25 protein-coding genes are annotated in these 26,568 nt (G+C 62.6%); 15 read left to right on the forward strand and 10 right to left on the reverse strand.

Annotated features, from left to right (window positions below; genetic code table 11):
- Positions 1-11: 11 nt before the first annotated feature.
- A complete protein-coding gene (locus MJ639_RS00285; RefSeq protein ID WP_243367619.1) occupies positions 12-2,339 on the reverse strand; it encodes a PAS domain-containing sensor histidine kinase in 2,328 nt (775 codons plus the stop codon).
- Positions 2,340-2,537: 198 nt separating this feature from the next.
- Entirely contained in the window at positions 2,538-5,189 is a 2,652-nt protein-coding gene (gene pepN, locus MJ639_RS00290) for an aminopeptidase N (protein ID WP_243367621.1), read from the reverse strand.
- Between the two features lie 199 nt (positions 5,190-5,388).
- Between pepN and MJ639_RS00295 the strand changes: the two genes are divergently transcribed.
- The 7 genes from MJ639_RS00295 to ybaK all read left to right on the forward strand — a co-directional run bounded on the left by MJ639_RS00295 (position 5,389) and on the right by ybaK (position 12,747).
- Positions 5,389-5,829 carry a VOC family protein gene (locus tag MJ639_RS00295; protein ID WP_243367623.1) on the forward strand — a complete coding sequence of 147 codons (441 nt, stop codon included), beginning with the start codon at positions 5,389-5,391 and terminating at the stop codon, positions 5,827-5,829.
- Positions 5,830-5,934: 105 nt separating this feature from the next.
- Complete coding sequence (gene xdhA, locus MJ639_RS00300) at positions 5,935-7,422, forward strand: xanthine dehydrogenase small subunit (protein ID WP_243367625.1); 1,488 nt, start codon at positions 5,935-5,937, stop codon at positions 7,420-7,422.
- A gap of 4 nt (positions 7,423-7,426) precedes the next feature.
- Entirely contained in the window at positions 7,427-9,892 is a 2,466-nt protein-coding gene (xdhB, locus tag MJ639_RS00305; RefSeq protein ID WP_243367627.1) for a xanthine dehydrogenase molybdopterin binding subunit, read from the forward strand.
- A complete protein-coding gene (xdhC, locus tag MJ639_RS00310) occupies positions 9,889-10,854 on the forward strand; it encodes a xanthine dehydrogenase accessory protein XdhC (protein ID WP_243367629.1) in 966 nt (321 codons plus the stop codon). Before xdhB ends, xdhC begins: the two co-directional genes overlap by 4 nt.
- A 5-nt stretch (positions 10,855-10,859) precedes the next feature.
- Positions 10,860-11,345 (forward strand): nucleoside deaminase, encoded by a 486-nt coding sequence (locus tag MJ639_RS00315; RefSeq protein WP_341482604.1) that lies wholly within the window; start codon positions 10,860-10,862, stop codon positions 11,343-11,345.
- 303 nt (positions 11,346-11,648) lie between these two features.
- Positions 11,649-12,251 (forward strand): urease accessory protein UreE, encoded by a 603-nt coding sequence (locus MJ639_RS00320; RefSeq protein ID WP_243367631.1) that lies wholly within the window; start codon positions 11,649-11,651, stop codon positions 12,249-12,251.
- A gap of 25 nt (positions 12,252-12,276) precedes the next feature.
- The gene (gene ybaK / locus MJ639_RS00325) at positions 12,277-12,747 is read left to right on the forward strand and encodes a Cys-tRNA(Pro) deacylase (protein WP_243367633.1); all 471 of its coding nucleotides are present in this window, start codon (positions 12,277-12,279) and stop codon (positions 12,745-12,747) included.
- A gap of 43 nt (positions 12,748-12,790) precedes the next feature.
- On the opposite strand, the gene MJ639_RS00330 is transcribed toward ybaK, so the two are convergent.
- The gene (locus MJ639_RS00330; RefSeq protein WP_243367635.1) at positions 12,791-13,558 is read right to left on the reverse strand and encodes a phospholipase A2 family protein; all 768 of its coding nucleotides are present in this window, start codon (positions 13,556-13,558) and stop codon (positions 12,791-12,793) included.
- A gap of 210 nt (positions 13,559-13,768) precedes the next feature.
- Here MJ639_RS00330 and dusA point away from each other — a divergent pair, with 210 nt between their 5' ends.
- Positions 13,769-14,761 carry a tRNA dihydrouridine(20/20a) synthase DusA gene (dusA, locus tag MJ639_RS00335; RefSeq protein ID WP_243367637.1) on the forward strand — a complete coding sequence of 331 codons (993 nt, stop codon included), beginning with the start codon at positions 13,769-13,771 and terminating at the stop codon, positions 14,759-14,761.
- 116 nt (positions 14,762-14,877) lie between these two features.
- Here the strand turns inward: dusA and MJ639_RS00340 are convergent, their stop codons facing one another.
- Genes MJ639_RS00340 through MJ639_RS00350 form a run of 3 tightly spaced genes read right to left on the reverse strand, consistent with a single transcriptional unit; the run spans position 14,878 to position 16,632 of the window.
- On the reverse strand, positions 14,878-15,579 hold the full coding sequence (locus MJ639_RS00340; RefSeq protein ID WP_243367639.1) for a retropepsin-like aspartic protease family protein: 702 nt from the start codon (positions 15,577-15,579) through the stop codon (positions 14,878-14,880).
- A gap of 1 nt (position 15,580) precedes the next feature.
- On the reverse strand, positions 15,581-15,778 hold the full coding sequence (locus tag MJ639_RS00345) for a DUF1289 domain-containing protein (RefSeq protein ID WP_243367641.1): 198 nt from the start codon (positions 15,776-15,778) through the stop codon (positions 15,581-15,583).
- Between the two features lie 17 nt (positions 15,779-15,795).
- Positions 15,796-16,632, reverse strand: coding sequence for an adenosylcobinamide-GDP ribazoletransferase (locus MJ639_RS00350; RefSeq protein ID WP_243367643.1), 837 nt, complete (start codon positions 16,630-16,632; stop codon positions 15,796-15,798).
- Positions 16,633-16,709: 77 nt separating this feature from the next.
- Between MJ639_RS00350 and cobT the strand changes: the two genes are divergently transcribed.
- The 6 genes from cobT (at position 16,710) to MJ639_RS00380 (ending at position 22,291) form a co-directional block, all read left to right on the forward strand.
- Positions 16,710-17,729, forward strand: coding sequence for a nicotinate-nucleotide--dimethylbenzimidazole phosphoribosyltransferase (gene cobT, locus MJ639_RS00355; RefSeq protein WP_243367645.1), 1,020 nt, complete (start codon positions 16,710-16,712; stop codon positions 17,727-17,729).
- 2 nt (positions 17,730-17,731) lie between these two features.
- Positions 17,732-18,229 carry a thermonuclease family protein gene (locus tag MJ639_RS00360; protein WP_243367647.1) on the forward strand — a complete coding sequence of 166 codons (498 nt, stop codon included), beginning with the start codon at positions 17,732-17,734 and terminating at the stop codon, positions 18,227-18,229.
- A 60-nt stretch (positions 18,230-18,289) separates the two neighbouring features.
- Positions 18,290-18,934 (forward strand): uracil-DNA glycosylase family protein, encoded by a 645-nt coding sequence (locus tag MJ639_RS00365; protein ID WP_243367649.1) that lies wholly within the window; start codon positions 18,290-18,292, stop codon positions 18,932-18,934.
- Between the two features lie 6 nt (positions 18,935-18,940).
- Positions 18,941-19,732: an enoyl-CoA hydratase-related protein gene (locus MJ639_RS00370; RefSeq protein WP_243367651.1), complete on the forward strand. Its 792-nt coding sequence runs from the start codon at positions 18,941-18,943 to the stop codon at positions 19,730-19,732.
- An 11-nt stretch (positions 19,733-19,743) separates the two neighbouring features.
- Complete coding sequence (locus tag MJ639_RS00375; protein ID WP_243367653.1) at positions 19,744-19,950, forward strand: hypothetical protein; 207 nt, start codon at positions 19,744-19,746, stop codon at positions 19,948-19,950.
- 103 nt (positions 19,951-20,053) lie between these two features.
- On the forward strand, positions 20,054-22,291 hold the full coding sequence (locus MJ639_RS00380) for a caspase family protein (protein WP_243367655.1): 2,238 nt from the start codon (positions 20,054-20,056) through the stop codon (positions 22,289-22,291).
- Positions 22,292-22,370: 79 nt separating this feature from the next.
- On the opposite strand, the gene MJ639_RS00385 is transcribed toward MJ639_RS00380, so the two are convergent.
- The 3 genes from MJ639_RS00385 to moaA form a co-directional block, all read right to left on the reverse strand.
- Positions 22,371-23,252 (reverse strand): NAD(P)-dependent oxidoreductase, encoded by an 882-nt coding sequence (locus tag MJ639_RS00385; protein ID WP_341482620.1) that lies wholly within the window; start codon positions 23,250-23,252, stop codon positions 22,371-22,373.
- Between the two features lie 45 nt (positions 23,253-23,297).
- Positions 23,298-24,119 (reverse strand): transporter substrate-binding domain-containing protein, encoded by an 822-nt coding sequence (locus tag MJ639_RS00390; RefSeq protein ID WP_243367659.1) that lies wholly within the window; start codon positions 24,117-24,119, stop codon positions 23,298-23,300.
- Between the two features lie 100 nt (positions 24,120-24,219).
- On the reverse strand, positions 24,220-25,257 hold the full coding sequence (gene moaA, locus MJ639_RS00395) for a GTP 3',8-cyclase MoaA (RefSeq protein WP_243367660.1): 1,038 nt from the start codon (positions 25,255-25,257) through the stop codon (positions 24,220-24,222).
- Positions 25,258-25,351: 94 nt separating this feature from the next.
- Between moaA and MJ639_RS00400 the strand changes: the two genes are divergently transcribed.
- Positions 25,352-25,720 carry a gamma-butyrobetaine hydroxylase family protein gene (locus MJ639_RS00400; protein WP_243367663.1) on the forward strand — a complete coding sequence of 123 codons (369 nt, stop codon included), beginning with the start codon at positions 25,352-25,354 and terminating at the stop codon, positions 25,718-25,720.
- Positions 25,721-25,783: 63 nt separating this feature from the next.
- On the opposite strand, the gene MJ639_RS00405 is transcribed toward MJ639_RS00400, so the two are convergent.
- Positions 25,784-26,371, reverse strand: a complete 588-nt coding sequence (locus MJ639_RS00405) for a L,D-transpeptidase (RefSeq protein ID WP_243367665.1) — start codon at positions 26,369-26,371, stop codon at positions 25,784-25,786.
- Positions 26,372-26,568: the final 197 nt, after the last annotated feature.

Genomic DNA, 26,568 nt, shown 5'->3' on the forward strand with positions numbered 1-26,568 from the left:
GCAGCCGAGATTTAGGCGGCCGCGTCCGCCAGGGCGATATCTGCGTTCGTGGCTTCCGTCATCGGCAGGTGGACGAGCACGATGGTGCCGACGCCTTCCTGGCTCTTGATGCGAAGCGATCCGCCATGCAGCTCGGCGAGCGAGCGGGCAATGGCGAGGCCGAGGCCCGAGCCCTTGTAGCTCTTCGAGAACTCGGTCTCGACCTGCTCGAAGGGCTGGCCGAGTTTATGGATGGCGTGGTCGGGAATACCGATGCCATTGTCCTCGACATAGATGTTGACCGCGTCGCCTGCGAGACGGGTGCGCACCGTGATGCAGCCGCCTTCGCTCGTGAATTTCGTCGCGTTCTGGAGCAGGTTGACGAGGATCTGGTGGAGCGCGCGCTCGTCGGCGGGCACCACGATATCATCTGGGTTCACGTCGACCGAGACGGAGAGGTTCTTCGCCTTGGTCTGCTCGCTTACGAGCCTGAGGGCGCGTTGAATGGAGGCATGAACCTCGATCGGCTGCTTGGTGAGCGTCGTGCGGCCTGCCTCGATGCGCGACATGTCGAGGATGTCGTTGATCACTGACAGCAGATACTCGCCGCTGGAGCGGATGTCGGAGCAATATTCCTCGTACTTGTCCGAGCCGAGATTTCCGAAGATGCCGCTCTGCATCACTTCCGCGAAGCCGATGATGGCATTAAGCGGGGTGCGCAGCTCGTGGCTCATATTGGCCAGGAATTCGGACTTGGCGCGGTTGGCGCTTTCCGCCTGGGCCTTCTGGTCGAGGTAGCGCTCGGCGAGATCGGCAAGCTGGTGCGTCTGCGCCTCGAGTTTCTGGCGCGACTGCTTGAGATCGAGAACGGTGGCGATGAGCTCCTTCTCGGATTCGACGAGGCGGTGTTCATGACGCTTGAGGGCGGTAATGTCCGTACCCACGGACACGTAGCCGCCGTCCTTGGTGCGGCGCTCGTTGATCTGCAGCCAGCGGCCGTCTTGCAGGCGCGCCTCGAAGGTGCGGGCGCCCACATCCTGCTGCTCGCGGCGTAGGAACTGGTGCTGCACTTCCGGCGGACGGCCAAGGGCCATCACTTCCGCATAGGGCTTGCCCTGCAGGTTCGCGTCGGCCGGTAGCTCATGAAGTTTCTGGAACTTCGAATTGCACAGCACGAGATGATTGTTGGCATCCCACAGCACGAAGGCCTCGGAGATTGCCTCGATGGCATCGTGCAGGCGCGCATCGGCTCGGGCGGTTTTCTCTTCGAGGCCGCGCTGCTCGGTGACGTCGACGGCGATGCCGACCAGATGGCTTGCGGCGTCGTCCGGATCGTTCATCAATTCGGCGCGGGCGCGCAGCCATACCCAATCACCCGAGACGCTGCGGATGCGGAATTCGTAATCGACAAGCGAGGTGGTGGCGGAGGCCAGCTGTTCGGCAAGCGTGTAGAGATCCTGATCCTCGGGATGGATCATGGTGTTCACTTCGCCGAACGAGAGGAACTCGTCCTGCCGCTCGTAGCCGAGCAGCTCATACATGGAGTCCGACCAATAAATGCGGCCACGGCCGATATCCCAGTCCCACAAGCCGCAGCGGCCGCGGTTGAGGGCGGAGTCGATCCGGTCACGCACCTTCTCGCAGACCTCGTCGGCGGCGCGGGCGCGGTTGGCCTGCATCATGTAGGCGATGCCGATGCCGAGAAGCACCATGATCGTCGCGCCGAGCAGGGAGACATGACCGATGGTGCGCGTCCACCAACCCGAGAGAACGTGGGGCAGCGGTTGGACGATGGCGATCTGGCCGGAGGAGGCGGGAAGCGAGCGCACGGTGGCGATGCCCTCGTTGCCGTCGGACATCTTGATCGTCATCACGCCAGCGCGGTCGGCGAACAGGGCGAGGGGCTGCGCGTCGCCGAGAACGTCGGCGAGCGTCCGCGGCACAATGTCGGCCTGCGGGTGCATGGCCAGCACGGCGCCGGAATGGTCGATGAGAAGAAGGCTGCGGCTCTGGTTCAGGGCGCTTGCCGGCATGTCCTTGGCGAGCGCAACGAGATGCGCAGCCGCCTGGGTCCTGTCTGCGGGCGCATGATAGGTGCCGAGCTTCGCAGCCGAGAGCGATGCGATGATGTCGATGTCCTGGATGGCATCGAGCATGGTGTCCCGGCGGCCGTCGCGGATTTGAATCCAGGCGCTGCCTGCCAGGGTCACGAGAAAGAGAATGAGAACTGCCGGAACTGCGAGTCTGAGCAAGGATTCATACTGCTCAAGACGACGATAAGCCGGGTTCGCGTCAGATCGCGCTACGCCCAGAATCGTACCCGTGCGTGCGGGTACGCAAGCGGTCACCGCCCCCGCCATGCGTTGCTCCTTCGGAACCGTTACTGTCCTTATTCGGAAGGACGTGCCGCATCTCTCCGAATCACTAACAATAGAATCACGGGCGGGTGATTTGTCTAGCTATGTGAACGCTTAGGTTAATAAAAAATTCTTATTTGCGGCTTGGCCTGGGGATAGCTTTGGATAAGTGAAGGCGTCTCTTGCAGCTCCGCTCAGACTCTATTCGGCGCCATCCTGTTCAAGCGACCGATTCACAATGTCTCCTACGTCGCGGGAAAGATTCGACTTTTGCGCGATGGACTGCAATGCGCGCCGCGCGTGGGAGCGTCGTGTCGACTCCATCATCTTCCATGTGCTGAACGCAGTGAGCAATCGTGATGCGAGTTGTGGGTTCAACTCGTCGGCGCGCAGTACGATGGAGGCGAGGAGGGCATAGCCTGCCCCGTCCTTACGATTGAACTGCACCTGATTGAGCATCGCGAAGCTGCCGATGAGCGAGCGCACGCGGTTCGGATTGCTGATGGAGAATGCAGGGTGCTCCATCAGCTTCTTCACACGGTCGAGCGTCGCGTCCTCCGGAATGGCGGCCTGCAGGGTGAACCATTTGTCGAGCACGAGGGGTTCGTTGCGATAGCGTTGCTCGAAGCTTGCAATCGCGTTCTCCCGCACCATGCCAGGGATTGTCGTGAGTATGCCCAACGAGGCGAGCCGATCCGTCATGTTGGTCGCTGTCTCGAACTGCTCGCTTGCAAGCCTTTCTCCGGCTTGCTGGTCCGCAGCTGTCAGAAGATCGAGGGCGGCATTGCGCAGGGCCCGTTGTCCTGCGCTAGCGGCGTCGGGGCTGTAGACGTCTCTTTGAGCCAGGGAATGGTAGAAGTCCATCAGGCGATTGAAGCAGGATTGGCCAAGATGCTTGCGCATGGCCTTGCGGGCGCGGTGAATTGCGTCGGGATCCACATCCTTGCCGATCTCCTGTGCGATGTCGGCCTCGCTGGGTAGCGTCAGGACGAGAGCGGCGAATGCCGGATCCTTACGGGCCTCCGTATCCATGAAGGCTCGGAAGGCTGAGGCGAGGGAGGTCATCTCCTCTTCGGTCACAGTTGCGCCGGTCGAGAGCGACACGAGCGTGCGCATCGCAACGGTCTGCGCCGACTGCCAACGATTGAAAGCATCCGTGTCGTGCCGGAGCAGCACGAGGAGATCGTCGGTCGACAGGTCGAGGGATACCTTCACGGGGGCCGAGAAGCCACGGAAAACCGACGGGACAGGGCGCGAACGGATGCCGGTGAACGTGATGCTGTCCTCGGCCTTCTCCAGCAGGAAGACGCCACGCGCATTCACGCGCTCGCACGCAGCCTCCATTGGTTGACCGTCAATACTCACGAGGCCGAGTGCGACCGGGATCACCATCGGCTCCTTCGCGGATTGGCCCGGCGTGGGTGGAGTCTCCTGCTTGAAGTCGAGGCGGTAGGTTCCGGTGCCCTCGTCGTAATGACCATGTACGCTCATGCGCGGCGTGCCGGATTGCGCGTACCATCGGGAGAAATGGGAGAGGTCTCGACCAGTCACCTCCGCGAAGGCTTTCAGGAAATCCTCGACCGTGGCGGCGGTACCGTCGCAGCGGTCGTAGTAGAGGTCCATGCCGCGCCGGAAATCCTCGTCGCCGATGATCGTCTTGAGCATGCGCACGATCTCGGCGCCCTTCTCATAGACGGTGGCTGTATAGAAATTGTTGATCTCGCGATACTGGCTCGGACGGACCGGGTGGGAGAGGGGGCTTGCATCCTCCAGGAACTGGCGTGCCCGCAATGTCTTCACCTCCGCGATCCGATGCACCGGGCGTGAGCGCTCGTCGGATGAGAATTCCTGATCGCGGAAGACGGTGAGACCTTCCTTAAGACAGAGCTGGAACCAGTCGCGGCAGGTGACGCGATTGCCGGACCAGTTGTGGAAGTACTCATGTGCGATGATCGCCTCAATATTCGCGTAATCGACATCCGTGGCCGTCTCAGGGGAGGCCAACACGAATTTGTCGTTGAAGATGTTGAGGCCCTTGTTCTCCATTGCGCCCATGTTGAAGTCGGACACGGCGACGATGTTGAACACGTCGAGATCGTATTCGCGGCCGCAGACCTTCTCGTCCCAGATCATGGAGCGCTCAAGCGCATCGAGCGCATAATCGGCACGGTCCTCCTTGCCCGGCTCCACATAGATCGCGATTTCCACCTCGCGCCCGCTCATGGTCGTGAAGGGCTTCGAAACCTTGCCGAGACGGCCTCCGACGAGAGCAAAAAGATAGGACGGCTTCGGGAAGGGATCGTGCCAGATCGCGAAGTGACGGCCGGTGCCTGCGATCGAGCCGCTTTCGACGGGGTTGCCGTTGCCGAGGAGAACCGGCGCTTCCTCTCGATCCGCCTCGATGCGGGTGGTGTAGACGGCGAGCACGTCCGGCCGGTCGAGGAAGTAGGTAATGCGCCTGAACCCTTCAGCCTCGCATTGCGTGCAATAATTACCGCTAGAGCGGTAAAGCCCCATCAGCTTGGTGTTCGCCGTCGGGTTGATCTCGGTTTCGATGGTGAGCTTGAAAGGCTGCTGCGGCGGCTGGGAGATCACGAGAGATTGCGGCGATGCCTCGAACTCGCCTGTATCCAGCGCGCGGTCGTCCAGGGCGAGCCCTTTGAGGTTCACCTCGTCGCCGTCCAGCACCAGCGGGACGTCGGAGCGCCCGGCCGGGTTAGGGCGCATGGACAGCGTCGTCGTCACCTTCGTTGCAGTGGGATGCAGCCGCACGTCCAGCTCGACTTGGTCAATCAAGAAATCGCTCGGGCGATAATCTTCGAGACGGACGGTCTGGGCGACATCGGTTCGCATCGGCAGCTCTTTCATGAAACATGATTACGCTAAATCTAGGAGATTAGCGGTGGGGGCAAGATTGTCTGAATCCGTAGGCGATAAAAGTCACGCCCACTTGGACAATTCCAAGGCTTTTTCCGTGGGGATAATGCATAAGCCTTGATCTCTGCGCCAAATGCGCCATCACGGTAGCCCGAGCGCATAGGAGCGATAGTCTATGGAATATCTCCACACCATGGTCCGGGTCTCGAACCTGGAGCAGTCCCTCGATTTCTTCTGCAACAAGTTCGGCCTTGTCGAAGTTCGTCGATCGGAGAACGAGAAGGGGCGCTTCACCCTTGTTTTCCTGGCAGCCCCTGGGGATGTCGAGAAAGCCAAGGAAACCAAGGCTCCACTTCTGGAACTCACCTATAACTGGGACGAGCATGAATATGCCGGCGGCCGGAATTTCGGCCATCTCGCTTATCGGGTCGACGACATCTATGAGACCTGCCGGAAGCTGATGGATGCTGGCGTGACCATCAATCGCCCGCCCCGCGACGGCTACATGGCCTTCGTCAAGACTCCCGACAACATCTCCATCGAATTGCTGCAGCGCGGCGAACCCAAGCCCGTTCAGGAGCCCTGGGCCTCAATGCCCAATACCGGCACCTGGTAAGTCTAGACTTTCGCGTAAAGAGCACCTGCGGCCCCTTGGCGAAAAGGCCTTGCTCCTCCATTCTTCCCGGCTCACCATAACAGGCCGGGAAGAACCCGGCGGAGGATGATCTTGGCACGAGACGCAATCCGCTTCTGGCGGAATGGACAGCCCATCGAGGTTTCAGGCTTTCACCCGCGCACCACACTTCTGGATTACCTGAGACTCCAGGAGCGCCGGGTCGGCACGAAAGAGGGCTGCGCCGAAGGCGATTGCGGTGCCTGCACCATAGCCCTCGGCAGATTGAAGGACGGGCGCGTTCACTATGAGCCCGTCAACGCCTGCATTCTCCTTCTCGGACAGGTCGACGGCGCGGAGGTGGTGACCGTCGAAGACCTCGCGAAAAGCGGGGAATTGCATCCCGTCCAATCGGCCATGGTGGCGCATCACGGTTCCCAATGCGGCTTCTGCACGCCCGGCATCGTGATGAGCCTTTTTACGCTCTATCATGAAGCCGAGCGGCCGTTGGGCCGCGACGGTATCAACGACGCGCTTGCTGGCAATCTCTGCCGCTGCACGGGCTACAGGCCCATCGTCGATGCGGCGCTCGAGGCTTGCTCAGGCAAGCCAGACGATCTCTTCGCCGAGGCCAATGGGGCGACCGCACGCGGCCTTGCCGCAATGGCTGACGGCCAGGATCTCGTCGTCGGAAGCGAAGCCCACTTCTTCGCCGCTCCCGCAAGCGAAGCGTCCCTTGCCGCTCTTTATGATCAACATCCCGATGCCACCCTCGTGGCGGGCTGTACCGATGTGGGCCTCTGGATCACGAAGGGCATGGCGGAGCTTGAGAAGATCATCTGGCTCGGGCGTGTGTCCGGCCTCGACCAGATTGAGGACACCGCCGATGCGCTTACCATCGGTGCAACGGCCACTCATGCCGCCGCCTATTCAAGCCTTGCAAGCATTGATCCTGATCTCGGCGAGCTCATGCGCCGTTTCGGCTCGGTCCAGGTGCGGGCTTCCGGAACCGTCGGCGGCAATATCGCCAACGGCTCGCCCATTGGCGATCTCGCACCTGCGCTCATCGCGCTTGGCTCTAAGCTTGAGCTGCGCAAGGGCGAAAGCACCCGCGTTATTCCCCTCGACACATTCTTCATCGCCTATCGCAAGCAGGATCGTCAGCCCGGCGAGTTCGTGCGCCGCGTCACGGTGCCGAAGCTCAACAGCAACGAAGTGTTCCGCGCCTACAAAGTCTCCAAGCGCTTCGACGAGGATATCTCCGCCGTTATGGGCGCGTTCAAGCTCAGGCTCGATGGCCGCAGGATCGCCGAGGCGCGCATCGCCTTCGGCGGCATGGCGGGCATTCCGAAGCGCGCGATGGAAACCGAAAAGGCACTTACCGGAATCTCTCTCGACGATCCGTCTTCCTGGGGCGATGCAATGGCAGCCATCGCACGCGATTACCAGCCGCTCGACGATCATCGCGCATCGGCGGTCTATCGCGCGACGGTGGCGCGCAATCTCGTGTTCAAGGCTCTGAGCGAGACGGCCTCCGGTGAAACGGGTGCGACGCGGATCATCGGTCGGCGCGAAGCGCTCGCGGCAGCGGAGTAAGGCCATGAACGAGCATCCGAAGGTCCCCGTTGCTTCTACCTCCCCCTCGAGGGGGGAGGTCGCGCCGAAGGCGCGGGAGGGGGTGGGAAGCTCCACATCTGCCAGTGTCGCGCCACCACCCCACCCCGGATCGCTTGCGCGCTTCGACCCTCCCCCTCAAGGGGAGGATGGGGAGTTTCTCCGCCACATTCGCAAGCCTCTGCCGCACGATTCAGGCCCGAAGCATGTTCAGGGCGTTGCTCAATATATCGACGATATCCGCGAGCCGGAGGGCACTTTACATGTTGCTATCGGCCAGTCGCCGAAGGCGCGGGGGCGTCTGATCTCGCTCGATGTTGCCGCCGTTCGCGAGACGCCCGGCGTCGTTGCCGTTCTGACTCTGGCCGACATTCCCGGCAAGAACGATGTGTCGCCGGCCTTTGGCGACGATCCGCTGTTTGTCGATAGCGAGATCAGTTTCATGGGGCAGGCGGTTTTCGCTGTCGTCGCCACGACTCGTGACATCGCGCGGCGCGCGGTGAAGAAGGCGGTGATGGAGATTGTCTCCGAGACACCGAGCATCACCGTCGAGGATGCGCTCGATCGCGGCGAGACCGTTCTGCCGGATTATGCGTATGGCCGTGGCGATGTAGAGGCCGTTGTCGCTGCTGCCCCTCATCGTCTTGAAGGCCAGTTCCGCATCGGCGGGCAAGAGCATTTCTATCTTGAGGGTCAGGTTGCCTTCGCCATTCCGGGCGAGGATGGCGACGTTCAAGTCTATTCCTCGACCCAGCATCCCACGGAAGTGCAGCATGTGGTCGCCCGCGTGCTCGACATTCCCGATTCTTACGTCACCTGCGAGACGCGCCGCATGGGCGGCGGCTTCGGCGGCAAGGAGAGCCAAGCCACGCAATGGGCCGTGACGGCAGCATTGGCTGCGCGCGTTACCGGACGACCGTGCAAGATCCGCCTCGACCGCGATGACGATTTCATCCTCACCGGAAAGCGTCATGATTTCCGCTGCGACTGGAAAGTGGGCTTCGACGGAGAGGGCCGCATCCAGGGCTATGGTGTCGATCTTCTGGCGCGTTGCGGCTATTCGGCTGACCTTTCCGCCGGCGTGGTGGACCGCGCCATGTTCCATGCGGACAACGCCTATTGGATGCCTGCCGTCCAGATCGCCTCGAAACGGCTCAAGACCAACACAGTGTCGAACACCGCTTTTCGTGGTTTCGGCGGGCCGCAAGGCATGCTCGCCATCGAGCATGTGATGGACCAGATCGCCTGGGCGACGGGACGCGATCCGCTCGATGTGCGCTACGCCAATTTCTATCGTGAGGGTGAGAACATCACGCCCTATGGCATGGAGGTGGAGGAGACCGATACGCTCCTCAGTCTTGTGCGCACGCTCGAAGAGACATCGAGTTACCGCGAGCGCCGCAAGGAGATCGCCGCCTTTAACGCTGCTTCGCCCATCATGAAGCGAGGTTTGTCTCTGACGCCTGTGAAATTCGGCATCAGTTTCACGCTGACCCATATGAACCAGGCGGGCGCTCTGGTCCATGTTTATCAGGACGGCTCCGTGCATCTGAATCACGGCGGCACTGAGATGGGGCAGGGGCTTTACATCAAGGTGGCGCAGGTCGTGGCCGAGGAATTCGGTATCGCCATGGAGCGCGTGCGCATCACGGCGACGACGACTGCGAAAGTGCCCAACACCTCGCCAACGGCGGCATCTTCGGGCTCCGATCTCAACGGCATGGCGGCCAAGGTCGCGGCGGGCGCGATCAAGAAGCGTATGATTGCGTATGCCGCCGAGGCTTTTAGCGTTCCTGAAGAGCAAATCGAATTCCGCGACGACCGCGTCTTCATCGGCAACGAGAGCATTCCCTTCGATGAGCTGGTGAAGAAGTGCATTTTTGCGCGTGTTCAGATGTCCGAGGCAGGCCATTACAAGACGCCGAAGATCACCTGGGATCGCGCCAAGGGCACGGGCCGTCCCTTCTTCTACTTCGCCTATGGCGCTGCGTGCTCGGAAGTCATCGTCGATACGCTCACCGGCGAGAACCGCGTGCTGCGCACAGACATTCTCCACGATGTGGGGCGTTCCTTGAACCCGGCCATCGATATCGGCCAGATCGAAGGCGGCTTCGTGCAGGGCATGGGCTGGCTCACGACGGAAGAACTCGTGTTCGGCAAGGAAGGTCACCTGCTCACGCACGCGCCTTCCACCTACAAGATTCCCGTGGCCTCCGATGTGCCCGCCGATTTCCGTGTCGCGCTCTATCCCAATTCCAACCGCGAAGAGACGATCTATCGCTCGAAGGCGGTGGGCGAGCCGCCGATCATGCTGGCGAACAGCGTATTCTGCGCGTTGGCCGATGCTGTCCATGCGCTCGATCCGTCGAAGCCTGTGCCATTGAATGCGCCCGCGACGCCAGAGGCAATCCTGCGCGCCTGCGAGGCTCAGCGGGGGAGGTCGATGGGGTGAGAGCTTGGCGACAGCTCACCGATCTCATCACGCGACATGGCGCGGCGGCTCTGATCACCGTGCATGATGTTAAAGGCTCTGCTCCTCGCGAGAAGGATGCGCGCATGGTCGTGCGGCCGGATGGTGCGTTCCACGGCACCATCGGTGGTGGACAGCTAGAATTTCTGATGCTCGACATCGCCAGCGAAATGCTGAAGGCGGGGCGGGGCTCTGCTCGTATCGTAGACCAGGCGCTCGGCCCCGATCTCGGGCAATGCTGCGGCGGGCGCGTGAAGATCCTCATCGAGACTTTTGACGAGCGCAACCTCTCCGACATCTCTCCGCTTGTCGAAGCGGAGAGCAAAGGCGCTCTCTTCGATGTCGAGTGCCGCATGGAGAATGGCCGCGTCAGGCGCGAACTGGCATCGCAGGCCGATGACGCCCCCGGCGCCGAATGGCGCGAGACCCATGGTGAGGATCGCACGCCCGTCCTCATCTTCGGCGCAGGCCATGTAGGCCGCGCGCTCGTGCTGGCCCTCGCGCCACTCCCGTTCTCCGTTCGTTGGCTCGATGACCGGGAGGACGCCTTTCCTTCCCATGTTCCCGCAAACGCATCCGCCATCCGCATGAAAAGCCCAGAAGGAGAGATCGCGGAGGCTTCTGCGAACTCCCTCATCCTCGTGATGACTCACGATCACCCCCTCGACATGGCGATCACGGCTGCGGCCCTGCAGCGCGGCTTCCCGTATGTGGGCCTCATCGGCAGCGCCACGAAGCGTGCCCGGTTCGAGAAACGGTTCCGTGAACTCGGGCTGCCGCAGGAGTGGATCGCCTCCCTGGTCTGCCCCATCGGGCTTCCAGGCATCGCGGATAAGGATCCTGCCGTGATCGCGGCCTCGGTGGTGGCGCAGCTTCTCCAGGTCCGGGAGCGCAGCCAGCTTGACCGAAATCACTCGCCTCTGAGGCCGTCAGACGGTAAATAAGCCCCATGACCGACATGAACACTCAAGACCAGCGCTACCTGAAACGCGCCATCGACCTGTCCCGCGAGCATATGGAGGGCGGCGCGGGCGGCCCGTTCGGCGCCGTGATCGTGCGCGACGGCCAAGTTCTGGCCGAGGGCTGGAACCAGGTGACCTCCGCCAACGATCCCACGGCCCATGCCGAGGTGACGGCGATCCGCCGCGCTTGCGAGGCGGTCGGCGATTTCTCGCTGGAGGGCGCGACGCTCTATACGAGTTGCGAGCCGTGCCCCATGTGCCTCGCCTCCGCCTATTGGGCGCGGGTATCGCGCATCGTCTTCGCCAATACCAGGCAGGATGCTGCCGAGATCGGCTTCGACGACAGCCTGATCTATGACGAAATTCCGAAGCCCATTTCCGAGCGCATCATCCCCATGGACCACCTGCCAAGCCTGGAGGCCAAGGCGGTGTTCCAGGCCTGGGCGGACAATCCGGACAAGGTCGAGTACTGATCCATATTATGGGGGGCTCAAGAGAGCGCTTATCCAAACGAAAATAGCCCCGAAAACCAAAGCCATGATCAGGCTCGGTATCAAAAGGTAGACAGGGGAGCTTCTCAGCGTCGAGCCTGCCAGGCGGCTTATAATTCCGAGAATGATTGCCAATATGAAGAGAGCTGTTCCAGCATGAGAAGTCATGATGAAACAGTATCCCTGATTGGGTAAGCGATCTAGCCTGGCCTTTCAAAACTGGCCTATGCATGCCCTAAAGTGCTATTCACCTGAACCGCTGCCCCTCACTGTCGAGACAACACCATGCCCCGCGTCACTACTATCGTCCGCAAGCCCGCCGTGAAGGCCGACCGTGTCGTCGATACGGTGACCCTCGATCACGAGGCGCGAAACCGCCGGCATGCCCATCTGAAGGCCGAGGGCGGCACCGAGATCCATCTCGATCTCGACATGGAAACGACCATCAACGACGGCGACGCGCTTCGCCTGGAAGACGGAAGCCTCGTTCAGGTGAAGGCAAAGGCCGAAGGTCTGTTGGAGGTGAGGGCGGAAAATCCTCTGCGCCTCATGCGCCTTGCCTGGCATCTGGGCTCGAACCACGGCCTCGCCGAGCTCACGAACGACGCTCTCTATATCGAGAACAATCCGGCTCTCGCGGAGCTAGCGCGCGGGCAGGGCTGCACGGTGACGCCGGTGGAGCGCCCGTTCAAGCCGGAGCGCAGCACCCATGTCTGCGATCATGATCACCACCATCACGGCCATGAGCACCATCATCACGATCATGCTCACGAGCATTATGATCACAAGCATGAACACAAGCACGCGCATGATCATGACCATCACGAGCATGGCCCCGGCTGCGGATGCGGCCACCATCATCACCACGGCCACAAGCACGATCACTGACCGATCGAATTTCTGAAGCCTTCTCATGTCGAAGACCACCCGCGCCACGCAGGCCCTCCAGCAGGCCGGTGTTTCCTTCACGGTTCATGCCTATGAGTACGATCCGAATGCGGAGCGCATCGGGATGCAGGCGGCAGAGGCCATGGGCGCCGATCCGAACAGCGTGCTGAAGACGCTCATGGTGCTGGTGGACGGAAAGCCGGCCTGCGTTGTCGTTCCCTCCGACAAGGAAGTGAATTTGAAAAAGCTCGCCTCGGCCCTCGGCGGCAAGGCGGCGCAGATGATGAAGCCCGTGGATGCGGAGCGCGTGACCGGCTATCACGTGGGCGGGATCAGCCCCTTCGGACAGAAGAAGCGCGTTCCCACCCTCATGGAACAATCTGCCCTTGCGCACGAAGAAGTCTTCATGAACGGCGGTCAGCGGGGCCTGCAGGTGAGGCTGAAGCCAAAAGATGCCGTTTCGGCGCTGGAGGCAAAGGTCGCCGATGTCATTTGACGCGTATGAGACTCACTCATCCTTCATCTGAGCCTGCTTGGGCCTAGAACGCGAAGTCCCAGTGTCCGCTGTGAGAGTCCAGCTTATGCTCGAGGGCGTCAAAAAGGTGTGACGCAACATCCCCATGATGTGAGGGGATCGAAACGCCAGTCCCTTCTGTTTCGACTACATGCACGATTGCTTCCACGAAGAGGGCCTTCGCAGCATTGCCCGTGGGGAGAACGAAGGCATCATCGGACAGGATAAAGGACAGCGTGCCGCCCCCAAGCTTGCCAACCAGAGCCAGGATCTTCTCTGCGGCGAGATCAGCGATGGGGCTTTCGCTTTCGGCCAATGCTGCGCTCGTCTGCTGCAGCCAGGCCACGAGGGCCGCTCTCTCCTGCGGCTCCGGCTGGAGGCTGCCCTGTTCGATGAGTTTGGCGGCTGTCTCGATAGTCTTCGGCAGATCAATTTTGGCAAGCACATCTGGTCGCCGGTCATCGACGACGATCCGCCCGATCATCGCCAGGATGGCCGCGCCTGCATAGAGGTCGCCTTCACCCGTAACAGCATTGGGCGCAAGCCCCATGATCCCCTTGATCAGTTTCAGGTCGGCTTGCGCCTGCTCAAGCGGGGTGTCGGCTGCAAGGACCGCTCGATCATGACGGCGGAAAAGCGCATCGAGTGGATCGACAGGTTTAACGGCGAAGGAGGCCGTCTCCCCAGGCTCCAACAGCACACCGCCCGTATAATCCGGGCCGCCGTAATTGCCGTAGGTTGGAATGCGGAAATCCTGATCGGCTGGAGCCAAGACGAGCCAGTTGATCGACATAGCCTTCTCCTTCGACAAGAGGCTTCCTCGATGGGGCATGTCACAGGCTCAATCAGGCCAGAATACGGTAGCTTGACCTTAGTAGACCCAGGGACCAAGCGCTGTGTGACAACGCCGCCCGCTTATTTTCCTTGAGATTGCAGCCTCCATATTGGAAAAGGCTGTTCAAGCCCCGTTGAGCCGGAAAGCTCTCCTAGAAAATATTTCGAGATGACCCAGAAATTCTTCACCGTTGCCCCCATGATGGATTGGACCGACCGGCATTGCCGGGCGTTTCATCGTGTCATGTCGCGCCGGGCGCGGCTTTATACGGAGATGGTCACCACGGGCGCGGTGATTTTCGGGCCCCGCGAGCGTCTGCTTGGTTTCAGCGATGCGGAGCACCCCGTGGCGGTGCAGCTGGGTGGTTCGAGCCCGGAGGAACTCGCCAAGGCTGCGCAGATCTGCGCCGATTTCGGCTATGACGAGATCAACCTCAATGTGGGCTGCCCCTCGGACCGGGTGCAAAACGGCCGCTTCGGCGCCTGCCTGATGCAGGAGCCGGTGCTCGTGGGCGAATGCGTGGCCGCCATGAAGGCCGCCGTTTCGCTTCCCGTCACGGTGAAGTGCCGCATCGGCGTGGACGATCAGGACACGCAGGAGGCGCTCGACCGCCTGACCGAATGCGTGGTCGCTGCAGGTTGTGACGAGCTGACGGTCCATGCCCGCAAGGCGTGGCTCAAGGGCCTCTCTCCGAAGGAGAACCGGGACATTCCGCCGCTCGACTACGACCGGGTCTATCGTCTGAAAGCGGCGCGGCCCGATCTTCCCATGGCCATCAATGGCGGCATCAAGACATGGGCCGAAATCCACGAGCACCTGAAGCATGTAGACGGTGTCATGCTGGGGCGCATCGCCTATCACGAACCCGAAATCCTGCTTGGCGTCGACCGCGAGCTTTATGGCGAGGAGCCGCCGGTGGTCGATGGCTTCGAGGCGGTGGAGGCGTATGAGCCCTACATCGCCGCACAGCTGGAAAAGGGCGAGCGCCTGAGCAACATCACCCGCCACATGCTCGGTCTCTTCACAGGGATGCCCGGTGCGCGCGCCTTCCGCCGTCATCTGGCGACGGAGGCCGTGAAGCCCGGCGCGAACCTGCAGACCTTGCGGGATGCGGTGGCGCAGGTGTCGCGCAGCGCAGCGCTGAATACAGCTGCGGAATAAATTACGCAGTCATCCCGGACGGCGAAGCCGATCCGGGATCGCGTGACGAGAATAGCGCCCTATCCTGAAAACGATCCCGGATCTTCGCTCTGCTTCGTCCGGGATGACGGCCCTGGCTACTCGCCTTCCCCCGCTCTCAGGATCAACCTGTTGCCGCGCACTTCATACGACCCGAGGCGCTCCAGGAATGTCATGCCGAGCAAATTGGCATGGAGCACGCCCTCACGCGCGACGAGCGCGTGAACATTGCGCTCCGTGATCGATCCGATGGAAAGACTCTCCAACACAACAGGAGCCGCAAGCGCGCCGCCATTCGCCGTCGAGACAGGAACGGAATAATTCAGCGTCTCCGGCTTGATCCCTAATGCAGTCGCGTTCTCCGCGCGCAGCACGACGGTGCTTGCGCCTGTGTCGAAAACCAAGCGCGTGTCGTGCCCGTTCACTTTTGCCTGCAGAAGGAAACTGCCGTCGGTCTTGCGGGCGGCGATCACCTCGCCGTCCGGCGTCACCACCGTGCGTCCCACCGAGATGTCGCCGATGGCGCGGTCGATAACGTTCTGGAATTCGCCACGCGCGGAATACATGACCATGAGTGCGATCAGCACGCCGCCGCTCACGGCACTTGCCTGCACGCCAGAGGTCCAGTGTTCGCCAAAACCTTCGACGACGCTGGCGGCGAGAAAAAGGCTGATGCCTCCGAAACCGAGTAGGCCAGCCGCCTCGACCGGGGTGAGATCGCCGATATCCTGATCGGCGAACATCGCGATCAGCAGCGCCGCGATCAGAAGCAATCCGCCTGCGCCACGGATTCCCGGCATGTCATTCCGCCTTGTCGTTCGGCATCGCGAAAGCCTCGCGCATGCGCTCCGGCAATTCCGCCATGATGCGCTGGCGTTCCTCTTCCGGAATCCGGTACCAGCTCGCGATCTCTTCCCGCGTGCGTCCGCAGCCTTCGCAGAGGCCCGTTTCGGGGTCGAGGGTACAGACGCGGATGCAGGGGCTGGAGACGCGGGTCATTGTCTTGTCAAATGTTGTTATGGATGGATCATGGTCAAGAGGCCGATCAGCGCAGCGATCTCGGCCACCTGCTGCGTCGCGCCCGCGATATCGCCGGTCTGCCCACCGAGATGCTTCATCGAGAGGCGAATGAAGCCCCAGCCGATGAGGCCTGAAAGAGCGATCATCAGACCTACGGCGAGAGGTGGCAGGCCGCCGAGCTGTCCGAGCGCGAGGGCAAGGAGGCTCGCCAATCCTGCGGCGAACCAGAAACTGCCGCGCGAGGGTTGCCCCACGGCATAGGCGGCGCCGTCGACGCGAGCGGGCGGCAGGAAGACGAGAGGCATGAGGCCTGCCGTCCGCGAGAGGGCAGCGATCATGAGCAGGGCCATGACGCTAAGCGTCAATCCGCCATAGGCGATTACACTCGACAGGAGGCTGATGCGGAGAAACAGGGCGAGGAAGAGGGCGGATGCCCCGAAGGAGCCGATGCGGCTGTCGCGCATGATTTCCAGGCGGCGCTCTCGGGTCGAGCCCCCGAAGCTGTCTGCGGTATCGGCCAAGCCGTCCTCGTGAAAAGCTCCTGTCGTCAGGGTGGCAACCGCAACCGCCAGGGTTGCCGACACTAAAGAACCCAGAACGAGGAGTTCTCCGAAGATGAGCGTGAGCGCTGGAAGAATCCCGAGGGTAAGCCCCGCGATCGGCAGAACCCGGATGAGGCGGGGGAAATCCGGCAACGCATGGGCGCTTTGCTCCCAAGGCAGAGCTGGCACCGGGAGGCGGGAATAGAAGCGTAAAGCTTGGGCAATATCGATTGTGACGGCCTGCCAGAAGCCGATTGGCTCTCTCTGTGTCGTTTCGATCTGCTCGGACATGCTTCACCCCACGCAATCAGATCGCTATAGGTCACGCCACATCAGATTCCGCAATGCCCTATGGGCCGGAGCCCCTCATGACCGCTGCTTCACCTTTCGACGATATCCGCCGCCTGATCACGACCATGCCCGGTCCTGACGAGGCGGCCATCGAGGCCGCGCGGATGCGGGACCGGCAGTTGACGAAGCCCGCAGGCAGTCTGGGCCGTCTCGAATGGCTCGCCGAGTGGCTTGCCGCCTGGCAGGGCAAGCCCAATCCGACCGCCGACCGCCCGCTGGTCTGCGTCTTCGCCGGAAGCCATGGCGTCACCGCGAAGGGCGTCTCGGCCTTTCCGTCCGATGTGAATCGCCAGATGCTCGAGAACTTCGCGGCTGGTGGCGCGGCCATCAACCAGATCTGCGCGGCCTATGGGCTTGGCTTTAAGGTCTTCGACCTCGCCATCGACATGCCCACTGGCGACATCACCGAGGCGGAGGCCATGGACGAGAAGGCATGTGTCGCCACCATGGCCTTCGGTATGGAGGCGATTGCCGGCGGCACCGATCTTCTCGCTATCGGCGAGATGGGCATCGGCAACACCACGGTCGCTGCCGCCATCTACACGGCGCTCTATGGCGGCCCCGCCGAGCATTGGGTGGGGCGCGGCACGGGCATCGACGATGAAGGCCTGAAGCGCAAGGTCGCGGCGGTCGAGGCTGCGATTGCCCATCACGGCGATCACCTGAAAGACCCGCTCGAAGTGCTGCGCCGTCTCGGCGGCCGTGAGATCGCGGCCATGGCCGGTGCGATCCTGGCCGCACGGCTCCAGAAGATTCCCGTGGTGCTCGACGGCTATGTGGCGACCGCCGCCGCTGCGGTTCTTCATGCCATCCATCCTTCCACCATCGACCATTGCATCGCAGGCCATCTTAGCGCCGAGGGCGCACATCAGGATGTGCTGGCGCGTCTTGGCAAGATTCCGCTTCTGGCGCTCGGCATGCGCCTCGGCGAGGGATCGGGAGCAGCGCTCGCGATGGGCATCGTGAAGGCCGCTGCGTCCGTTCATCGCGACATGGCGACGTTCGGCCAGGCGGGAGTGGCCGAGCGCCTGTCGTGAGAATGCGCCGACGCCGCTCCCGGTCGAGCGGCCTTCAATCTCTCATCATCGCGCTGGCTCTCGCCGGCGGTTCGGTTGTCGTGCTGAAGCCGGATGGGCGTGGTCTCGAAGGCCGCGCCCATGTCACCGATGGCGACACGATCCATATCGGCGATGCGAAGATCCGCCTGAAGGGCATCGACGCGCCGGAGATGGATCAGACCTGCTTTCGATCAGGGCGTTCTTATCGCTGTGGCGATGTTGCCCGCCGCGCGCTCATCGACATTGTCTCCGGCGAGAACGTGCAATGCCGCGCCGCAGGCCGCGACCGCTATCAGCGCATCCTCGCCCGCTGCAATGTGAAGGGCGCTGATATCGGCGCGCGCATGGTGGAGGAGGGCTGGGCCGTTTCCTACGGGCGCGATTACGACCTGCAGGAAATGCGCGCGCAGAGCAGGAGGGCAGGCATATGGGCCGGCGAGTTCGAGCGTCCGCAGGACTGGCGGCGCTCCCGGGGATGAAGTCTCGGTGTGACGTCTCGGCGCGTCGCCGACATGCGTAAGCATTCCCATCTGAGGCGAATGAATCCTCCCTCCGATTTCGACGCTCTCGCCCAACAATTGCGCGCCTGCCGTATCTGCCGCGATGCGCCTCGCTATGGCCTCTCTTTGCCGCATGAGCCGCGCCCGATCATCCAGGGCAGCGCCTCGGCGCGCCTGTGCATTGCGAGCCAGGCTCCCGGCACGCGGGCGCATGCCAGCGGCATCCCGTTCGACGACCGCTCGGGAACCCGCCTGCGCGAGTGGCTCGGGCTCGACAAGGCGGCGTTCTACGATGCGTCCAAGGTGGCCATCGTGCCGATGGGATCCTGTTTCCCGGGCCAGGATGCCAAGGGCGGCGACCTGGGCCCGCGCCGGGAATGCGCGGAAGCCTGGCGGCAGCCGCTTTTCCGGGCGCTCCCGAATCTGGAGCTCATCCTTCTCATCGGGCAGTACGCCCAGTCCTGGCATCTCGGCGACGAGTTTCGGGATGGGCTGACCGGCACCGTGCGGCGCTGGCGTGAGATTCTTTCCAGCCCGCAAAGGCCCCGCATCCTGCCGCTTCCGCATCCGTCTTGGCGCAACAATGGCTGGCTTAAGACCAATTCCTGGTTCGAGGAGGAGCTTTTGCCTGTTCTTCGCTCGGAAATTCGCACTATGTTCGAGCTCGACCATTCGGGAGCTTGAACGAGCATGAGTCTCACGACCCTGCGCTGCACCATCGAGGGCCATGTGGCGACCATTGCGCTCGCCCGGCCCGACAAGCTGAACGCCTTGAACGGCACCATGCATGCCGAGCTGCGGGAGACGCTCGACAAATGCGAGCAGGACGAGAACGTCCGCGTCGTGGTGCTGACCGGGGAGGGCAGGGCCTTCTCCTCGGGCCAGGATCTCACCGAGAATCTGCCGAAGGATGAGAAGGGGCGCATCGATCTCGGCCCGCCCTTGGCGCGCGACTACAATCCCCTGATCCTCAAGCTCGCCAGCTATCCCAAGATCACCATCGCAGCCCTCAATGGGCCTGCGGTCGGCGCATCCCTGAACATCGCGCTTGCCTGCGATATCGTGGTCGCCGCGCGTTCCGCCTATCTCCAAGAGGCTTTCGCCAAGATCGCGCTTGTGCCGGATGCAGGCGGCACCTGGATCCTGCCACGCCTTGTCGGTCCCAAGCAGGCGCTCGCCCTGATGCTCACCGCCGAGCCGATTCCGGCAGAAGAAGCGCAGCGCATGGGGCTGGTCTTCAAGGTGTTCGAGGACGCCTCCTTCGCGGTGGATGTGGCGGCCTTCGCCGCCGCCATTGCTGCCGGCCCGGGGCTCGCACAGCGCCTGACGAAGCAGGCCGTGGCCCAAAGCCTCTCCAACGATTTGCGGACCCAGCTCGAACTCGAAGCCCAACTGCAGCGGGAAGCAGGCTTCAGTCGCGACTTCCTTGAGGGTATTACCGCATTCCGCGAGAAGCGCGCGCCGCGCTTCGAGGGAAAATAAGAGGTTCAGTCATGCGTCGCCTTCCGTGGATTCTCATTCTTGCGACGCTCAGCGTCGTGCTCACTATCATCGTCTCGCGCGATCCCGAGCGTGCTACGCAACTGTCCGAGATGTATCGAAGCGTGACCCTCACGGGCGAGACCCGCGAGATGGTGATTATGCTTTTGGCGCTAGGGATCGGCGCCTTCGTCGTCTATCTCACGGTTACCCGCCGCTGAGCCGCCGTCAGCGTTCCCTTTTGTTCACGGCCCATTCAAGTCCCAGTCCTTACCGCTTGCTCTGAAATACCCGCTCTCCGGGTCGTAAAAAGGTTCGCGCTCCGTGTACCAGTTGAAACGTGCTATCGTTTTCGCCGTCCTTCTCCTGACATCCTTTGCTGGTGCGTTCACTCCGGCAAGTGCGCAGGAGGAGCAGCAGAATCGTCTCGCGCTTGTGATAGGCCAGAGCGCCTATGAGGGCCGCGCGCTTGCCACTGCAGCCAATGATGCGGGCCTGATCGCCCAGGCGCTCACCAGCGCCGGTTTCGAGGTGATCCAGGGCCGCGATCTCAACGCCAATGACCTGCGCCGCGTGGTGCGCGATTTCCTCGACAAGGCTCAGGCCCTTCCGAGCGATGGAAGCGTGGTCGTCTATCTGTCGGGCTATGGCCTGCAGCTTGAAGGCGAGAATTATCTGCTGCCGGTCGATGCGCGCATCCAGCGCGATGTGGATGTGCCGATCGACGGCTTCCGCCTCTCTGACCTGGTCCGTTCGCTGGAGCGCACTCCCGCTCAAGGCCGCATCATCATGGCCGATATGACGCGGGATTATCCGCTTCCCGCCGGCGGTGATCCACTCGCCCGCGGTCTTGCTCTTATGGACCCGCCCGCCGGCTTCCTGATCGCGTTCTCGTCCGCTCCCAACATCACCAATGGCGACGCGCCCGGACCTTACGGCCATTACGCGACCGCACTCGCGGAGATGATGCGCCAGCCCGGCGTGCCGGTGGACGAGATGTTCAATCGCGTTCGCCTGCGCACCCACGAGACCACGAAGGGGCTGCAGACGCCGTGGCACAAGGCCAATCTCGGCAACGCGCCGTTCACGTTCTTCGAGGCTGAGGGAACCGCATCCGCATTGCCTCCCGCTCCCCAGGTGCGCCGCATCGAGGAGGTGCCTGCCGAGGAAGCCTACAACATCGCCGTCGAGCGCGACACGATCCAGGATTACCAGGCCTTCCTGCGCCGCTATCCCGATCATCCGCTCGCCCGTCGCGTCTCGGCCCTGCTCGCAGCCCGCCGCGAGGCCATCGTCTGGCGTCAGACCGTGACCCGCAACACGAGCGAGGCCTATTGGACCTATCTGCGCCGCTATCCGAATGGTCCACACGCACCGGACAGCCGCCGTAGGCTCGCACGCCTTTCAGCGCCGGTGGCTCCGCCGCAAGTATTCGAGGAGGTCGTGTATGAGGACCTGCCGCCTCCGCTGCCCGCAGTCGAGACCATCGAGGTTGTCGAGGTGGTGACGATCATCCGCGAAGCGCCGCCTCCGCCGCGCCCCCCGGTCTATCTGCTGCCGGCCTATGAGGATGACGATGAGTTCGTCACGATCATTCGCGAGCCGCCTCCGCCGCCGATCATGGTAGGCGTGCTGCCGATTCCATCCCCGCTGCCGCTGCCGCGCTATGCCCGTCCGCCGCGCTACTATTACGAGCCCATCGCACCCGTAACGCCGCGCGGTCCGGTGGCGCTTCCCGTCCGGACGCCTGGGATCGGAGATCCTCTCTTCGGTCGCGGCGAACCCAGCCCTCCGCGTGGGCGTCGCCCCATGCCTCCGATTCCGCGCCAGCCCGGCCTGACGGCGGAGCCGAAGCCGATTCCGGTCGTGACACGACCCGAGCGTCCTCCGGTTGCCCGTCCGGGAGAACGGCCGCCGGTTCAGGCTCCGCGCCTCCCGAGCCGTCCCATTCCTGTCGTCCGCCCGACGCCTGCGGAGCGGCCGCAGGTCATTGTCCCTGCTCCTGGAGCGGTCGATCAGGATTCGGTCCAAAGACCTCAACCTGTCCGGCCTGCTCGTTCGCCGTCGGCCATTCGTCCTGCCAACGAGGATACACCGCCTGCGCCGCGCGTGACGCCTCCTGACCGGGGTGTCCCGCCTGTCGTACGGCGCCCTGACCGGGATGAGCCACCTGTCGTGCGTCGTCCTGACAGAGATACTCCGCCTGTCGTGCGGCGTCCGGAAAGGGCCGATTCGCCGGTTGTACGGCGTCCCGCTCCGGAGCCGGAGCGTCCCGTCGTCCGCCGTCCGACCGTTCCAACAATCGAGCGTCCAGCTCCTCGGGTCGAAGGCCCTCGCGCCGCGCCGATGATCCGGCCTGCGCAGCCGTCCAACCCCGTCGTGGAACGGCCGCGTCCGGCACCGGCGCCGGTGGCGAGGCCCGCTCCTCCCGTCGTGCGGCCGCCGGTTGCCCGGCCCGAGGCTCGGCCTGCCCCGGCAATTCGCCCGGCGGTTCAGGCGCCGCCTCCCGCCAACAAGCCTCAGGCTTGTGTCCCGGGGCGTGTGTGTCTGCCTAAGAACTGATGCCATCCAAATGAAAAGCGCCGGAGCCATAAAAGCTCCGGCGCTTTTTTCATGCGTACTTCTGAGAGGAACCCGCTTCTTACTTATCGAGCCGCGCGATGAGGCTCGACGTATCCCAGCGGCTGCCGCCCATCTTCTGCACATCGGCATAGAATTGATCCACCAGCGCGGTGACGGGCAGGCTTGCGCCGTTCTTGCGCGCTTCGCCGAGCACGATCGACAGATCCTTGCGCATCCAGTCCACCGCGAAGCCGAAATCGAACTTGTTCTGGTTCATGGTCTTGCCGCGGTTCTCCATCTGCCAGGAGCCGGCGGCGCCCTTGGAGATCACGTCGAGCACCGCCTCGATGTCGAGACCCGCTTTCTTGCCGAAATGGATACCCTCGGCGAGGCCCTGTACGAGGCCCGCGATGCAGATCTGGTTGATCATCTTGGTGAGCTGGCCGGCTCCGGTCTCGCCCATCAGGCGCGAGGCGCGGGCGAAGCTCATGATGGCCGGTTCAGCCTTCGCATAGGCATCCGCATCGCCGCCGCACATGACCGTGAGAACGCCGTTCTCGGCACCCGCCTGACCGCCGGAAACCGGGGCGTCGACGAAGGCGAAACCCTTGTCCTTGGCAGCCGCATAAAGCTCGCGGGCCACTTCCGCCGAGGCCGTGGTGTGATCGACGAAGATCGCGCTCTTCGCCATGCCGTGGAAAGCACCGTCTTCGCCGATGGTGATCTGGCGCAGATCGTCGTCGTTGCCCACGCAGGCGAAGACGATCTCCTGGCCTTGAGCTGCTTCGCGCGGTGTCCTGGCGGCGCGTCCGCCGTTCTCCGATACCCATTTGTCGGCCTTGGCCGCCGTGCGGTTGTAGACCGTCACCTCATGGCCCTTGGCCGCGAGATGCCGCGCCATGGGATAGCCCATCACGCCCAGACCCAGAAAGGCAACCTTCGCCATCGTGTGCTCCTGAATTGTCCCTTCGGTTGTAGGAACAGAGGGAGCAGGGGTCAAACGGCTCTATTTGATATCGAAGGAAAAATATTTTGCGCGGATGCGGTCATAGGTGCCGTCCGCCTTCACCTGCGCGATGGCGCGGTTGAAGCGGCCTCGCAGTTCCTCGTCTTCATGGCGGAAGCCGATGGCATAGACCTCGCGGCGATAGGCGGGATCGGCGGGCGCATCGCCCAGCACATGACAGCACTCGCCCTCGCGTGTCGTGAGGAACTTCGAGAGAAGCAATTCATCCCCGAACACCGCATCCAGCCGCCCCACGAGCAGGTCGAGATTGGCTTCGTCCGCCTTGGAATAGAGAACGATCTCTGAGTCCTTGTAGAAGGACTTCAGGTAGGCCTCGTGATCGCTGCGCTCGATGGTGCCGATCTTCTTCCCGGCAAGCGCCTGGGGCGTGATCTCGCCGGGCGTCACTTCCTTGGAGCCGATGAAGACAGCGGGGATGCGGTAATAGGGGTCGGAGAAGGCGATCCTCTTCTGGCGCTTCTCGGTGATCTCGAGCGACGACATGATCGCATCGTATTCGCCCTTGATCAGGCCCTTGATGATGCCGTCCCACTCATGCTGGACGAGTTCGCATGGGGTCTGCATCGCCTCGCACAGGCTCTTCAGAAGATCGACTTCGAAGCCCTGCAATTCGTTGCTGTTCGGATCGATGAAGTTGAAGGGCGGATAAGCGCCTTCGACGGCGACGCGGATCGCAGGCTTTTGCGCAGGCGCGGGCTCCTGGGCGAGCGCCACGGGCGCGCCAAGTCCTAGAACCGAAATCTGTCCCAGAACCAGAATTGCAAGTATTGAGAGGCGCTGCCCGAAATGAAACGCGTTCACAGTTCTTCAGCCTGTTTGTTCAAGCTGATATCACTTGAAAGCCTTAAACAGTCAATCGACCGAACGGCGTAGTATTACGGCCTGATCGTCGCAGAACGACTTAACCTCCCGTCATGCTCATATGGCGGCTGACGGCAGGACGGGCGTGGTTCCGGTCGATGATGAAGTCGTGCCCCTTGGGCTTGCGGGCGATGGCATCGGCGATGGCCTGCGTCAGGAGCGCGTTGTCCTGCGAGGCGCGTGCGGGCGCGCGCAGATCGGCGGCGTCCTCCTGGCCCAGGCACATGAAGAGCTGGCCCGTGCAGGTCAGGCGCACCCGATTGCAGCTTTCGCAGAAATTGTGCGTCAGCGGCGTGATGAACCCAAGCTTTCCGCCGGTCTCCGCCACCCTCACATAGCGCGCCGGACCGCCGGTGCGCTCAGGCAGATCGTGCAGCGTATAACGGTCCTCTAACCTCTGCCTCACCGTCGAGAGCGGCAGATACTGATCGACGCGCAGCCCGTCGATCTCGCCGAGCGGCATGACCTCGATCAAGGTGAGATCCATGCCGCGTCCATGGGCCCAGTGCATGAGGCGCTCGATCTCATCCTCGTTCACGCCCTTCAAGGCGACGGCGTTGATCTTGACCTTCAGGCCGGCAGCCTGCGCGGCGTCGAGACCCTGCATGACCTTCGACAATTCGCCCCAGCGGGTGATGGCGCGGAACTTGTCCGGATCGAGCGTATCGATGGACACGTTCACCCGCTTCACGCCGCAGGCGGCAAGCTCGTGAGCATGGCGCGCGAGCTGCGAGCCGTTGGTGGTCACGGTCAACTCATCGAGCGCGCCGGATTCGAGATGGCGGGAGAGGGAGCGGAACAGGGTCATGATGTCCCGCCGCACCAGGGGCTCGCCGCCCGTGATGCGCAGCTTGCGCACGCCATTCTCGACGAAGACGGTACAGATGCGGTCGAGTTCTTCCAGGCTCAGGAGGTCGCGCTTGGGCAGGAACGCCATATCTTCGGACATGCAATAGACACAGCGGAAATCGCACCGGTCCGTCACCGAGACCCGCAGGTACGTGATGGCCCGTCCGAATGGATCCAGCAATGGAGAGCCGGGGGAGGGCGTCGGCAGCGTGATCGGCGATCCCTGCATCAGGGAAGAGTCCTCATGGCTTTTGGAGGCTTGCGTTAGAATTCATATGTAGGCACTTCCTGTCAAAGAACAAAGCCGAGAAGAGGTCCGATCCATGAACGCTGAGCGCTGGCCTACGGAGCTTCGCCTCGCCAAGGACAGGCGCAGCCTTCGCATCGTGTTCGACGATGGGGCGGCCTTCGATCTGCCCGCCGAGTATCTGCGGGTCACCAGCCCCTCGGCCGAGGTGCAGGGGCACTCTCCGGCCGAACGCAAGATCCTGCCGGGCAAGAAGGATGTCGAGATCATCGGCGTCGAGCCTATCGGCAATTATGCGGTCAAGCTCGTCTTCGACGACATGCATGATACGGGCATCTACGGCTGGACATATCTCCACGAGCTCGGGGCCGGATATGCTGAGAAGTGGCAGGCCTATCTCGATGATCTTGCCGCCAAGGGATTGTCCCGCGAGCGGCTGCGCTGAACCCAATGAAAAAAGGCCGGCGTGATGCCGGCCTTCTCAATTCTGAGACATGTCTCAAGATTTTTAACGCTGGACGATGACCCGCGCGCCGACCTTGGCCCGGTTGTAGAGGTCGATCACGTCCTCGTTGGTCATGCGGATGCAGCCGGAGGAGACCGCCTCGCCGATGGTTTCGGGCTCGTTGGAGCCGTGGATGCGATAGATCGTGCTGCCGAGATACATGGCGCGGGCGCCGAGCGGGTTGTCCGGGCCACCCTTCATGTAGCGGGGCAGGTCAGGACGACGCTTGAGCATGGCCGCCGGGGGGCGCCAATCCGGCCATTCGCGCTTCATGGTGATGGTGTTCGAGCCGCCCCAGGTGAAGCCCGGACGGCCGACGCCGACGCCGTAACGCAGGGCCTTGCCGTCTCCCATGACGTAGTAGAGGCGACGCTCGCTCGTGGAGACAACGATGGTGCCGGGAGCATAGCGGCCGTCGAAGGACACGACCTCGCGCGGAACGGGCGAGGCCTGAGCCTTCACGGTCTCGTCCTGGGTGCTGTAGAGGGGCTGGCGTGTCAGCGGATCGATTGCCGTAAATGCCGCAGCCGGTGTCGCGAGAGCGACGAAAGCACCGGCAAGACCGAAGAGGGTTGCGCGCATGCGTCCCATAATTGCCTCGAAGTGAACAAATTTGATGGCGGGTTGAGTAGAATTGTAACGCTTATAGCCGCGTTTCGGATCCAGGGTTTATCAGGGTTTCGCCATAAAATCCTAGCGCTCCATGCCCCAATTTCGACACGTCGTAACCGAGCGGTTAAAGCCGCGCTGCCATAATCCAAATTTGAAGATTCTTGGAAGATTCTTGG

It is taken from the genome of Microvirga solisilvae (genome assembly GCF_022808595.1).
Classification (GTDB): domain Bacteria; phylum Pseudomonadota; class Alphaproteobacteria; order Rhizobiales; family Beijerinckiaceae; genus Microvirga; species Microvirga solisilvae.

Coding starts and splice junctions, on each gene's coding strand:
- MJ639_RS00370 (WP_243367651.1), top strand. CDS start 18,941: ATGAGTCTCACGACCCTGCGCTGCACCATCGAGGGCCATGTGGCGACC.
- MJ639_RS00285 (WP_243367619.1), bottom strand. CDS start 2,339: ATGGCGGGGGCGGTGACCGCTTGCGTACCCGCACGCACGGGTACGATT.
- MJ639_RS00350 (WP_243367643.1), bottom strand. CDS start 16,632: ATGTCCGAGCAGATCGAAACGACACAGAGAGAGCCAATCGGCTTCTGG.
- cobT (WP_243367645.1), top strand. CDS start 16,710: ATGACCGCTGCTTCACCTTTCGACGATATCCGCCGCCTGATCACGACC.
- MJ639_RS00405 (WP_243367665.1), bottom strand. CDS start 26,371: ATGGGACGCATGCGCGCAACCCTCTTCGGTCTTGCCGGTGCTTTCGTC.
- dusA (WP_243367637.1), top strand. CDS start 13,769: ATGACCCAGAAATTCTTCACCGTTGCCCCCATGATGGATTGGACCGAC.
- MJ639_RS00340 (WP_243367639.1), bottom strand. CDS start 15,579: ATGCCGGGAATCCGTGGCGCAGGCGGATTGCTTCTGATCGCGGCGCTG.
- moaA (WP_243367660.1), bottom strand. CDS start 25,257: ATGCAGGGATCGCCGATCACGCTGCCGACGCCCTCCCCCGGCTCTCCA.
- MJ639_RS00315 (WP_341482604.1), top strand. CDS start 10,860: ATGACCGACATGAACACTCAAGACCAGCGCTACCTGAAACGCGCCATC.
- ybaK (WP_243367633.1), top strand. CDS start 12,277: ATGTCGAAGACCACCCGCGCCACGCAGGCCCTCCAGCAGGCCGGTGTT.
- MJ639_RS00375 (WP_243367653.1), top strand. CDS start 19,744: ATGCGTCGCCTTCCGTGGATTCTCATTCTTGCGACGCTCAGCGTCGTG.
- MJ639_RS00320 (WP_243367631.1), top strand. CDS start 11,649: ATGCCCCGCGTCACTACTATCGTCCGCAAGCCCGCCGTGAAGGCCGAC.
- pepN (WP_243367621.1), bottom strand. CDS start 5,189: ATGCGAACCGATGTCGCCCAGACCGTCCGTCTCGAAGATTATCGCCCG.
- MJ639_RS00400 (WP_243367663.1), top strand. CDS start 25,352: ATGAACGCTGAGCGCTGGCCTACGGAGCTTCGCCTCGCCAAGGACAGG.
- xdhA (WP_243367625.1), top strand. CDS start 5,935: ATGATCTTGGCACGAGACGCAATCCGCTTCTGGCGGAATGGACAGCCC.
- MJ639_RS00365 (WP_243367649.1), top strand. CDS start 18,290: ATGAATCCTCCCTCCGATTTCGACGCTCTCGCCCAACAATTGCGCGCC.
- MJ639_RS00295 (WP_243367623.1), top strand. CDS start 5,389: ATGGAATATCTCCACACCATGGTCCGGGTCTCGAACCTGGAGCAGTCC.
- xdhB (WP_243367627.1), top strand. CDS start 7,427: ATGAACGAGCATCCGAAGGTCCCCGTTGCTTCTACCTCCCCCTCGAGG.
- MJ639_RS00360 (WP_243367647.1), top strand. CDS start 17,732: ATGCGCCGACGCCGCTCCCGGTCGAGCGGCCTTCAATCTCTCATCATC.
- MJ639_RS00345 (WP_243367641.1), bottom strand. CDS start 15,778: ATGACCCGCGTCTCCAGCCCCTGCATCCGCGTCTGTACCCTCGACCCC.
- MJ639_RS00330 (WP_243367635.1), bottom strand. CDS start 13,558: ATGTCGATCAACTGGCTCGTCTTGGCTCCAGCCGATCAGGATTTCCGC.